Origin of the sequence: Lactobacillus sp., from assembly GCF_051893255.1 — a bacterium.
Lineage (GTDB): Bacteria > Bacillota > Bacilli > Lactobacillales > Lactobacillaceae > Lactobacillus.
This window is the reverse complement of sequence record NZ_JBJFHB010000062.1, coordinates 1-11,073: the sequence shown is the minus strand read 5'-3', so window position 1 is coordinate 11,073 and position 11,073 is coordinate 1. Positions and strand designations below refer to the sequence as shown.

8 protein-coding genes are annotated in these 11,073 nt (G+C 49.5%); 1 reads left to right on the top strand and 7 read right to left on the bottom strand.

The window, feature by feature from the left end; all coding sequences use genetic code 11:
• The coding region (locus tag ACI4WN_RS05260) for a discoidin domain-containing protein (RefSeq protein ID WP_439777277.1) at positions 1-1,566 on the top strand (1,566 nt) is incomplete at its 5' end.
• A gap of 95 nt (positions 1,567-1,661) precedes the next feature.
• Here ACI4WN_RS05260 and ACI4WN_RS05255 read toward each other — a convergent pair.
• From ACI4WN_RS05255 to ACI4WN_RS05225, 7 genes are all read right to left on the bottom strand, one after another.
• The gene (locus ACI4WN_RS05255; RefSeq protein WP_009558649.1) at positions 1,662-2,519 is read right to left on the bottom strand and encodes a sugar ABC transporter permease; all 858 of its coding nucleotides are present in this window, start codon (positions 2,517-2,519) and stop codon (positions 1,662-1,664) included.
• A gap of 2 nt (positions 2,520-2,521) precedes the next feature.
• On the bottom strand, positions 2,522-3,880 hold the full coding sequence (locus tag ACI4WN_RS05250) for a carbohydrate ABC transporter permease (protein ID WP_439777276.1): 1,359 nt from the start codon (positions 3,878-3,880) through the stop codon (positions 2,522-2,524).
• A gap of 48 nt (positions 3,881-3,928) precedes the next feature.
• Positions 3,929-5,149, bottom strand: a complete 1,221-nt coding sequence (locus ACI4WN_RS05245) for an extracellular solute-binding protein (protein ID WP_439777275.1) — start codon at positions 5,147-5,149, stop codon at positions 3,929-3,931.
• A gap of 83 nt (positions 5,150-5,232) precedes the next feature.
• Entirely contained in the window at positions 5,233-6,339 is a 1,107-nt protein-coding gene (locus tag ACI4WN_RS05240) for an ABC transporter ATP-binding protein (RefSeq protein ID WP_008462938.1), read from the bottom strand.
• A gap of 10 nt (positions 6,340-6,349) precedes the next feature.
• Positions 6,350-7,018, bottom strand: a complete 669-nt coding sequence (gene pgmB / locus ACI4WN_RS05235; RefSeq protein WP_439777274.1) for a beta-phosphoglucomutase — start codon at positions 7,016-7,018, stop codon at positions 6,350-6,352.
• A complete protein-coding gene (locus tag ACI4WN_RS05230) occupies positions 7,003-9,276 on the bottom strand; it encodes a glycoside hydrolase family 65 protein (RefSeq protein ID WP_439777273.1) in 2,274 nt (757 codons plus the stop codon). Before ACI4WN_RS05230 ends, pgmB begins: the two co-directional genes overlap by 16 nt.
• A gap of 93 nt (positions 9,277-9,369) precedes the next feature.
• A partial coding sequence (locus ACI4WN_RS05225; protein WP_439777272.1) for a glycoside hydrolase family 13 protein occupies positions 9,370-11,073 on the bottom strand: 1,704 nt, incomplete at its 5' end.

Here is an 11,073-nt window from a genome sequence, read left to right as displayed (position 1 = left end):
TTTGCCTTCAACAGCAAGATTTCCCGGGTAATGAAGGCCTACCTGCAGTTAAGAAACGAATTTCTTCCTTATATATACGCTCTTAGCCGCCAGGCCCAAGATGGTCTGCCACTAGTGCGGCCACTCATGATGGAATTTCCGCATGAGCAGATCGGCTATGGCCGGGACTTCGCTGACGAGTTTATGCTGGGCGATCAAATCTTGGTTGCACCAATCACCAACGGCAAGTCCGACAGCCAGGGCAACAGTGTCCGCGACCGGATCTACCTGCCAGACAAGCAAACCGTATGGATCGACCTCTTTACCGGTGACCGCTTCATGGGTGGCCGGGTCTACAACCGCCTGAAGTACCCACTCTGGCACCTGCCAGTCTTCGTTCGGGGCGGCTCCATTTTGGACCTGGGCCAAAGACACTTTGTCCTTTATCCATATGGCGACAGCTCCTACACCAGCTATGATGACAATGACCAAGTCGACTACGAGCACAACTTTGCCAAGACCGTCATCAGAAGCCGGGTTGATGACAGCCGCCTGCGGGTGATCATTGAGCCAACTGAAGGCTACTATCCAAATTTGACCATCAAGCAGGAAACCTTCCTTTATATTTACTGCGACCAACACCCAGAAGACTTAGTCCTTCGGGTTGGCAAAGACGAGGTCATCCAGCTGGAAGAGTATGGCAGTCCGGAAACCCTGGACCATGCTAAAGAAGGCTTTTACTATGATCCCCACTTTACTTGGCCAAAAGGTTTTAGCGACTTAAACGACCAAAGCCGGCCAGCCTTGGTGATCAAGCTGCAAGAGCGGGACATCAAGCAGGTCAAATTGGAACTAGTCGTCAATAACTTCCGCTTTGCCAGCGAGCAGCTGGTGCACCAGATTACCGATGCTGCCTTGAAATTGCCAAGCAAGGTCGAAGTTGACCGGAGCAAGATCAGTGCTCACTCCTTGACTGTTAAGTGGGCCCAAAAGACGCCAAAGGTGCAGCTGGAATTAAACGGTCTGCTCTACACCGGCATCAGCGGCAACATCTTTACCTTTACCGATTTAGCTGCTGACCAGGTCTACCAGCTCCGCCTGCGCTATGAATCAGGCTACAAGGTTTCTGAATGGTCCGACTGGATCAAGGTCAAGACCAAGAAGGATCCTAAGGACTTTATCATCCAGAACTTGAAAGTGACCAGCAATGTCGACAGTGAACCGGGTCACCCAGCCAAGTACCTGCTGGACCAGCGCCTGGCCACCAGCTGGCAAAGTGCCAAGACTGACGAGCCGATTCAGCTGACTTTCACCTTCAAGGAAAAGACTGAACTCAATAAAGTCATCTACGTCCCTGATGCCCTGCAGGCTGAGGGCCGGCCGCTAAAAATCAAGGTGGAAATTTCCACTGATGGCGACAGCTTCGTGCCTTACGGCGAAGACTTCAGCTTCAACAGCGATGCCAAGAACAAGGTCATTGGCCTCCGAGGCGTCAGTGCCTGGGCGGTCCGCTTGACCATCTTGGACAAGACCGGTGATTTCGCCGCGGCTTCCAGCATCGACTTTTACCGACCATTAGGCAAGTAAACTTACGAATATTTTTTCTATTTTTAGCAAAAGAAAAACGCTTGGATAAAATCCAAGCGTTTTTGCTTTGAGAAGGTAGAATCTTGATACTCTGTTTAACCCTTGTCAGCACCTGCGGTAATCCCACTAACGTAGAACTTCTGCATAATGATGAAGAGGATTGTGATTGGGATAGCGATGATGACACAACCAGCCACGAATTGGGCGAAGAAGGTTGTCGCACTACCCTTTGAAGAAGAAAGCATGTTGTACAGACCGTAAGCAATGGTGTAGGTCTTTGGATTACCTGAGGTTGAAAGGATAATCCCGGAGAAGATAAAGTCTACCCATGGTGCCATGAAGGTGGTCAAAGCAGTGTAAACGATCATTGGCTTTGACAGCGGCAAGCCGATCTTAGTGAAGACTTGCCACTTGGTAGCACCGTCAAGTTCAGCAGCTTCGTCCAAGGACCGCGGAATCGTGTCGAAGAAACCTTTGGCAACATAGAAGCCAAGGCCGGCACCACCGACGTAAACCAGGATTAAACCGCCGAGGTTCAGCATGTTCAGCCCCTTCAAGATGTAGTAAAGAGCGATCATGGACATGAAGCCTGGGAACATCCCCAAAACCAAAGCGATTTGCAGGAATGGCTTCCGCATCTTGAAGCGTAAACGTGAGAGCACGTAGGCTACCGAAATTTGGATGAAAGTAGAGAGAGTGGCGGAGATGATGGCCACGATTAAGGTGTTAATGATCCAGTGCAGGTAAGGGAATTGGGAGTTGGTAAAGATTCCGATATAGTTCTGCAGGGTCCATTTTTCAGGTAAGAAAGTAGAGATAAAGCCAGTGTCATTGTAGGAGAAGCTGGCAAAAACGATCCAAACGATCGGGATTAGCCAAACGATAGCCAATACCGTCAGCAGGAAATATCTGAAGAAAAGGGATACTTTTCTCTGTCTTGAGTAAGATTTCAATTTTATCCCTCCTTAAATGATGTCGTGTGACGGTAGGCAATTAAGGAAATCGTCGCACTCAAGATGAAGATCAAGATACCTAGAACGGCGGAAGCGTTGTAACGCTGTTGTTGACCAAAGGTCAAGTTATAGAGCCAGTTGACCAGCAAGTCGGTTGACCCGGCACCGTTGTAGTTATTGTTCATTGGCTTACCACCCGTCAGCAGGTAAATGACGTTGAAGTTGTTGATATTACCGATGAATTGTTGAATCAGTGATGGTCCCATTACAAAGAGAATTTGTGGGAAGGTAATATTGTGGAAGATTTGGAAGGCGTTAGCCCCGTCCATCCGCGCAGCTTCGATTTGGTCTTGTGGCAAGTTCTGAATGATCGCCATTGATACCAGCATTGAAACAGGAATACCAATCCACATGTTAACGATGATAACCGTTAACCGGGCTACCCAAGGGGCAGCTTCGTTATCGATAAAGTGAATTGGACTTGAAATCCAGCCCCAGTTTTGGAGCAAGGTGTTCAAAGGACCTTGAGCATCCAAGAACTGAGCCATCAACAGCAGGGAAACGAATTGTGGAACAGCGTAAGCGATGATGAAGATCGTCCGCCATACCTTCCGGTGCTTGATGCCCTTTGATTCAATCAAGAGGGCTAACAAAACACCGCCCAAGAAAGTCGTTACCGTCGCAGCTACCGCCCAAACCAGGGTCCAGCCAAGGACTGGGAAGAAAGTCCCGGCCAGGTCCCCGGTCAGCACGCTCCCGAAGGCTTGGAAACCAGTCCAGGAGAAGCCGATTGGGTGTTGCCGGTCATAGTTGGTAAAGGCCATGGAAATCATGAAGACCGTTGGCAAAACAGTGAAGAGGATGATCCCCAACAAAGGAATGAACATCAAAGTGGCGTGAAGCCGGGAGTCAAAGAGACTGGCGAGTTCTTCCTTGTTGGTAGCAATGTGCTTGCCATCGCGCTTCTTGATATAGTTGGCCCGAGTTGACCGTAAGTTGGCAATGTACAACCAGATAAAGCCAATAACTAGGAAAATGGCCATGATCCCAAAGAGCAGGATCAATACTGAGTTGTCTGGCTGCTTGGTAATGTAGACGCCTTGCGCCTTGTCGAAGACGACTTTCTTAGTCTTAATCGTCCCTAGGTTGCTCAGCATGCTGAGCGCGCTAGCACCGCTGAAGATAAACCAGCAGATAAAGATGATTTCTGTAGCCAGCAAGCTGATCCCCTTGGCCCATTGCTTATTTTTTAAAGCACTGGCACCCATGAAGAAGAAGGATAGCTTGTCAGCTGCATCCCCCTTTGACCACACTTCTTTATAGGTGGCTGCTGGAGGAATGTGTCCTTTTCTCTTAAACATTTTTCATTACTCTCCTTCTCAAGCTTAATTAAAGTTGTTGCGCTTAAATTACTTTTGAGAAATCTTCTTTGCAAACTTAGCAAGTTGAGCCTTGTATTGACTTGGCTTGATCTTGCCATCGTATGCGCCACTTACAAGTGGAGCAGCACCGTCCCAGAAGGTTGCCATTTGTGGCAGCTTTGGTTGCAATACGGAGTTGCCTGACTTAGCCATTTCGATAACTGATACGGCAACTGGGTCGCTCTTAACATCGCTTGAGGCTACAGCACTCTTCAAAACTGGGATTTGACCAGCCTTGTCGTGAGCGATCAATTGTGACTTCTTGTTAGTAATGTAAGCTGCAAGTTCTGATGAAGCCTTAGCATTTGAAGTGTGGGAGTTTACGGCAAAGCCTTCGATACCCAAGAAGGCTTCAAGTTGAACCTTCTTGCCGCCAACAGTGACAGTTGGGTACTTAGCAACAGCGAAGTTCTTGCCCAAGATCTTCTTGATGTTGGCTGCATTCCAAGGACCATCCATGATGGCAGCAGCGTTGCCTTTCTTCAATTGGTTCAAAGCGTTAGAGGTTTGCATTACGTTCTTGTTGCTCTTTTGCTTTGCGATCCAAGTCAAGGCGTTAACACCCTTTTGGCTGTTGAAAGTTGAGCCCTTCAGGTCTTCACCGTTTTCGCCGTAGAGAGTAGTGCCGGCTGAGAAGAAGACTGGCCAAATCGTGTAGGCATTAGTAAAGTCAGTTGCCAAGACACCCTTCTTAGTCAAAGTGTCCCAGTCCTTAACATCGCTGGCTGAAAGCTTTGACTTGTTGTAGTAGATGGTGTCTGCTTGTTGAGCGTATGGGTAGGCGTAAATCTTGCCCTTCCAGGTAACGCCCTTAACAGCCTGAGATACGTAGTTCTTCTTGATGTTGGAAGTGTCTGATGGTGAAAGTGGGTTAATGTAACCAGCGTTTGCCATTTGACCCAATTGGTCGTTTGGAACTTCGAAAACATCGGCAGCCTTAGAAGCGTCCTTACCAACGTCAGTCTTGGCGTTAGCAGAACCGTTAGGACTTTGGGTAACCTTAACGGTAATGTTAGGGTGCTTCTTGTGGAAGTCCTTAACGATGCTCTTGTAGTATGATACCTGTTCGGTGTCAACCCACAAGGTCAAGGAAGCCTTCTTATCGCTTGATGATGATGAACTACTGTTGCTGCTGTTTGAGCAAGCTGACAAACTTAAAGCAGCCAATACTGCTGCACTGCCCAAGGCAGCCTTCTTAAAGAAACTCATTTTTTCCTCCTAAAACAAACATTTGTTTTAATATTTTTAATCATCTCGCAGCAACGCACTGCAAGTTGATTAGCTTAGTTAATTTAATTGGTAAGCGTCACTTGGGTGTCCTTGTCGAAGAAGTGAGCGTTGTTCAAGTTGAAGCCAGCTTGAACCTTGTCGCCTGGCTTGTGGAAGTCACGCGCGTTCACAACGCCGACAAATTCCGTCCCATCAGCCTTCATGTACAGCTGACTGGTTGCACCCAAAAGTTCTGAAACGACAACTTCCGCGTTAACCGTGGCTTCTGGCCAGGTTTCCAGGAAGGCTTGTTCCATGTGGATGTCTTCTGGACGCAGACCCATGACCACATCCTTGCCGTTGTAGCCCTTGGATTCCAGGATCTTAGCCCGGCCTTCAGGGACCTTCAGCTTGATGCCCTTGCCGTCATCAATGTAGCCATCCTTGTAGTTAACATTGAAGAAGTTCATTTGCGGTGAACCGATGAAGCCGGCAACGAATTGGTTGGCTGGCTTGTTGTAGACTTCCTTAGGAGAGCCAATTTGCTGGATGCGGCCAGCGTTCATAACAACAATCCGGTCAGCCAAGGTCATGGCTTCGGTTTGGTCGTGGGTAACGTAGATCGTGGTCGTCTTCAGGTTTTGGTGAAGCTTGGCGATCTCGGCCCGCATGGAAACACGCAGCTTGGCGTCAAGGTTTGACAAAGGTTCGTCCATCAAGAAGATTGGAGCATCCCGGACGATGGCCCGCCCCAAGGCAACACGCTGACGCTGCCCACCGGACAGGTCGGCTGGCCGCCGCTCCAAGAGGTGAGCCAGGCCCAAGACTTCAGCCGCATTCTTGACGCGCTTGTCGATTTCCGCCTTGTCATAGTGGCGAAGCTTCAAGCTGAAGGCCATGTTGTCGTAGACGCTCATGTGTGGATACAAGGCGTAGTTCTGGAAGACCATGGCGATGTGGCGGTCACGCGGAGCCACGTCGTTCATGACCTTGCCGCCGATTTCCAAAGTACCCTTGGAAATATCTTCTAGACCCGCAATCATCCGCAAAGTCGTGGACTTACCACAGCCGGATGGACCGACAAAGACGATGAATTCGTGGTCATCAATGTGCAGGTCGAAATCAGAGACTGAGTAGTCATCAGCATTTGGATACTTTTTGTAGATGTGATTTAAGTTGATTTTTACCATTTTCCCTTACCTAATTCCCTGCTTTTTTAAAAACTCTTTCAATTTCGGCTAAATCTAAGGCACTGGTTGAGCCCACGATATAGTCGGCTCCTTTTAAGACGACTGGGTCACCGATGCCAACGGCGAACTGGCCAGCAGCCTTGATGGACTTGACGCCGGCTGGTGCGTCTTCAAAGGAGATCACTTCATTCTTCTCCAGGCCCAGCAGTTCTTGGGCCTTGATGTAGATCTCTGGGTCCGGCTTACCATGCTTTAAAGTAGCTGGGTCAACCCGGGCGTCAAAGAGATCTTCCAGCTCCAATTGGTGCAGGATCAATGGAGCATTCTTAGAAGCAGAAGCTAGAGCCAGCTTCAAGCCTTGGGCCTTGGCTTCATGCAAGAGGTCCGCCATCTTCGGCAAGATGTCTGCCTTGGTCATCTTCTTGACAGCCTTGATGTAAGCATCGTTTTTCTTAGCAGCTAAGGCTTCCTTTTCTTCTTGGGTGTAGTCATTTTCTTTGTGGCCATATTCCAAGATGATCTCTAAGGAGTCCATCCGGGACAAGCCACGAAGCTTGTCACCAAAGGATTCTGGCAGATCAATGCCGATTTCCTTAGCCAGGTCTTGCCAAGCCTTCAGGTGGTAGACAGCTGAGTCAGTGATGACGCCGTCCAGGTCAAAAATTAATCCTTTAAGCATTGAGTTTGACCTTCTTTCAAAGTTACTTCTTGGTCCCAAACCTTAACTGTCAAGTCGTCGCCTGAAACCAAAGTCAACTTAGCGCCGTCCTTGTCAACGGCAACGGCCAAGATGCGGCCGCGGTAGTTGATCTTGAAGCTGTAGCCTGTCCACTTCTTTGGCAGGAATGGCGCAAAGCTTACGCCTTCTTCGTTATACCGCATGCCGGCAAAGCCTTGGACGATTGACAGCCAGCTGCCGCTCATGGAAGTGATGTGCAGACCATCAACAGTGTCGTTGTTGTAGTTGTCCAGGTCCAGCCGCGCCGTCCGTTCGTAAAGCTCAACAGCCTTGTCTTGCTTGCCCAGTTCTGCTGCCAAGATGGAGTGGATGGATGGACTCAATGAACTTTCGTGAACCGTCATTGGTTCGTAGAAGTCGAAGTTCTTTTCCTTTTGTTCCTTGGTGTAGCGGTCGTTCAAGAAGTAGATTCCTTGCAAAACGTCAGCTTGCTTGATGAATGGTGACCGCAAGATCTTGTCCCATGACCAGTGCTGGTTCAGTGGCAATTGGTCAGCTGGGATGGTGTCCTTGCTCCGGAGGTCCTTGTCCAAGAAGGTGTCGTGTTGAACGAAGATGCCCAAGTCCTTGTCTTCTGGCAGGTACATCTTGTCTACGATGTCTTGCCACTTAGCCAATTCTTCGTCAGTCACGTTCAAGCGCTTCTTGGCAGCTTCCGTTGCCAGTGGCCAGCGTTCCAAGGTGTAACTGAGCAGCCATCTAGCCATGGTGTTGGTGAACCAGTTGTTGTTGACGTTGTTTTCGTATTCGTTTGGTCCAGTGACGCCGTGGATCATGTATTGACCCTTGCGCTTGGAGAAGTGCACCCGGTCAGCCCAGAAGCGCGCCGTCCCTACCAAAACGTCCATGCCTTCGTCTTTGACATAAGAGTCATCGCCGGTGTAGCGGGTGTATTGGTAGATGGCGAATGGGATATCCGCGTTACGGTGGATTTCTTCAAAAGTGATTTCCCATTCGTTGTGGCATTCAATCCCGTTGAAGGTCACCATCGGGAACAAAGCCCCTTTTAGCCCTTGCATCCGGGCGTTATGGTAAGCACCTGGGAGTTGTTCGTGCCGGTATTCCAACAGTGATCTGGTAACTTCCTTTGGCGCTACCGCCAAGTACATTGGCACGATGAAGGCTTCGGTGTCCCAGTAAGTAGCACCGCCGTACTTTTCACCGGTGAAGCCCTTTGGCCCAATGTTCAGGCGAGGGTCTTGACCGTAGTAGGTCATGAACAGTTGCAAGATGTTGAAGCGGATCCCTTGTTGGGCGGCGGCGTCGCCTTCGATGGTAACGTCACATTTTTCCCAGCGCTTGGCCCAAACGGCTTCGTGATCGGCCAGGTTGTCAGCGTAGGACTTTTCTTGCAACTTAGCCATCAATTCGTCAGCCTTTTCAGCTTGGTCGCTGTCAGCGACGTCACGGCTGTTAACTACGATAACGTCCTTTTCCAGTTCCCAGCTTTCGCCAGTTGCCAAGTGCTTTTCGAAAGTTTCGTCAACCAGGCCGCTCTTAGTAGCAACCTTGCCAGAAATTACTTGACCATCTTCACGAACGGATTCCTTTAAAAGAACCGTAAATTGTGGAGTGCCGAAGTTGTTTGGCTTGGTCTTGAGCTGGATGCTGCGGCTTGATTCATCTTCGCCCAAAGCATCCCAGAAGCCTTCTTCGTAGTTGCTGTCTTCATTAAAGACGTTCCCGTTCAAGCGGCTGGTTACTTGCAGATCAGCTTCGCCGCTTAACACGGTTGCCTTAACCTTGATCAAGGCTGCTTCTTTAATAACAACGCTCAAGAAGCGTTCAAATTCAAACTTCACACGGCAATCTGGCCCTTCGTAAATGAAGCTTCTGGTAAGCAGGCCTTGGTGCATATCCAAGCTGAGCTCAAAGTCGCTAACCTGGTCAGTAGCTAAGTCAAGCCGGTGACCGTTGATCAAGATTGGCAGGTCAATGAAGCTTGGGGCGTTGATTGTCTTGCCAAAGTAGTCTGGGTAACCGTTCTTCCACCAGCCGACCTTGGTCTTGTCTGGGAACCAAACGCCAGCGTAGTAAGTACCTTTAAGGCTGTCGCCGCTGTAGCCTTCTTCGAAGTTGCCTCTCAGGCCCATGTATTCGTTACCTAAGGAAGTCATGCTTTCTTGAAGTCGCTTGTCTTCTTTTGAAAAAGTATGACTGGTCAACTTCCAAGGATCGATTTCAAAAATTCTCTTCATGATTCTTTTTCCCTCGCTCGTTCAATCTGGTTTTATTATCTCTGATACTGCAATCGCTAACAAGATCGTTTTAAATGTTACCGATAACATGATTTATTCCAGTTCAAAGACGTAGCCCTTGCTTGCCAGCTCTCCGCCTTGGTAGCCGCGGCTTAAGGCTGTTTTCGTTTCTAATGAAACCGTTTCGCCAGTTGTGTTAAACCAGGCCTCGATCTTTTCATGGCCGTTTCTAACCACGTGGATCAAACCAGCTTTTGTTACTTCTAGCCAAGTTGCTGCCTGGCTGAGCGTTTCCCAGTGGTCCCGTCTAAACTGAATAATTTCGTGAACCGCCTGCCAAACCGGACTGCCATCTTGACTCCAGTCCATTGGCTTGCGGCAATCTGGGTCTTCCCCGCCGCTCATCCCCATTTCTGTACCGTAGTAGATGCAAGGAGAGCCGGTTTGGACAAAGGTGAAGGCCAAAGCCTGCAGGGCCTTGTCTTCATCGCCCTTGGCCACCGTCTTGATCCGCGGCGTATCATGGGAATCCAGGACGTTTAACATGGCGGAATTCGTTTGTTCCCGGTACAAGAAGAGCTGGTCGGTTAAAAGTTCGGTCATGGTCTTGGCATCTTGCACGCCCTTTAAGAAGTGGTCGCCGATTTGACCGGTGAATGGGTAGTTCATCGTGCCGGAGAACTCATCGCCGTTTAGCCAAGGCTGGCTGGCGTGCCAGGATTCACCCAAAATGTAAAAGTCGGGCTTGATAGCAGTTACCGCATCTCTAAACTTTCTCCAGAAGCGGTGGTCGACTTCGTCAGCTACGTCTAAGCGCCAAGCATCAATGTCGAATTCCTTGATCCAGTAAGTAGCGATGGTTAACAGGTAGTCGACTACTTCTGGGTTAGCCGTGTTCAGCTTTGGCATGTGCTTTTCAAAGGCAAAAGTTTCGTAGCTTGGATCCTTTGGGTCATAAGGCTCAACCGGGAAGTGGTTGATGTGGAACCAGTCCTTGAAGCGGGACTTTTCGCCATTAGCCACAACGTCTTGCCATTGCAAGGAGGTATCGCCGATGTGGTTGAAGACCGCGTCCAGCATCACCTTCATCCCCCGCTTGTGGGCTTCGTTAACCAACTTGGCAAACAAAGCCTTGTCCCCAAATTCTGGGTCAACTTCTAAGTAGTCGGTCGTGTTGTACTTGTGGTTAGACGCTGCCTTGAAAATTGGGCAGAAGTAAAGGCCATTGACGCCTAATTTTTGCAGGTAGTCCAGATGGTCCAGAACCCCTTGTAAGTCCCCGCCATAGTAGTCATCTCTCCCCGGCTTATCGTCTGGCTTCCAAGGCTTAACGCCGGCTGGGTCGTTAGTCTTGTCGCCGTTGGCAAAGCGTTCTGGGAAGATCTGGTACCAAACAGTGCTCTTCACCCAGTCAGGCGTCTTGGTCATGTCGATCAAGTGGAAGTATGGCAGCTTGATGTAGTTGCTTGGATCATCGTAGCTTTCCTGCTCATCCTTCCGGATGCCCCGGTCGCCATAAATTACTTTTTCCCCATCTTGGCCGACCACTTCAAAGAGGTAGCGGCAGCGGTGGTTGGGCATGGTTACGGTCGCTTCCCAATAGTCATTCACCTGGCCATGGCCGGCTAAAGCCATCTCGGCTTTTTTCAGTTCGGTCAGCGGTTCATAAATGTCGCCGTAGTATACGTAAACGGCTTGCACGTCCTTGCCGGTGTGCAGGCGCAGCTTCATGTCTTCTTGGCTGACCAAGTAGCAGTCTTCACTTTCTGGTCTGTGTCTTAATGCAGCAACTTGCAT

Bases quoted from the DNA above. Each gene is read 5' to 3' on its own strand.
- ACI4WN_RS05250 (WP_439777276.1), bottom strand. From the start codon at position 3,880: ATGTTTAAGAGAAAAGGACACATTCCTCCAGCAGCCACCTATAAAGAA.
- ACI4WN_RS05245 (WP_439777275.1), bottom strand. From the start codon at position 5,149: ATGAGTTTCTTTAAGAAGGCTGCCTTGGGCAGTGCAGCAGTATTGGCT.
- ACI4WN_RS05240 (WP_008462938.1), bottom strand. From the start codon at position 6,339: ATGGTAAAAATCAACTTAAATCACATCTACAAAAAGTATCCAAATGCT.
- pgmB (WP_439777274.1), bottom strand. From the start codon at position 7,018: ATGCTTAAAGGATTAATTTTTGACCTGGACGGCGTCATCACTGACTCA.
- ACI4WN_RS05230 (WP_439777273.1), bottom strand. From the start codon at position 9,276: ATGAAGAGAATTTTTGAAATCGATCCTTGGAAGTTGACCAGTCATACT.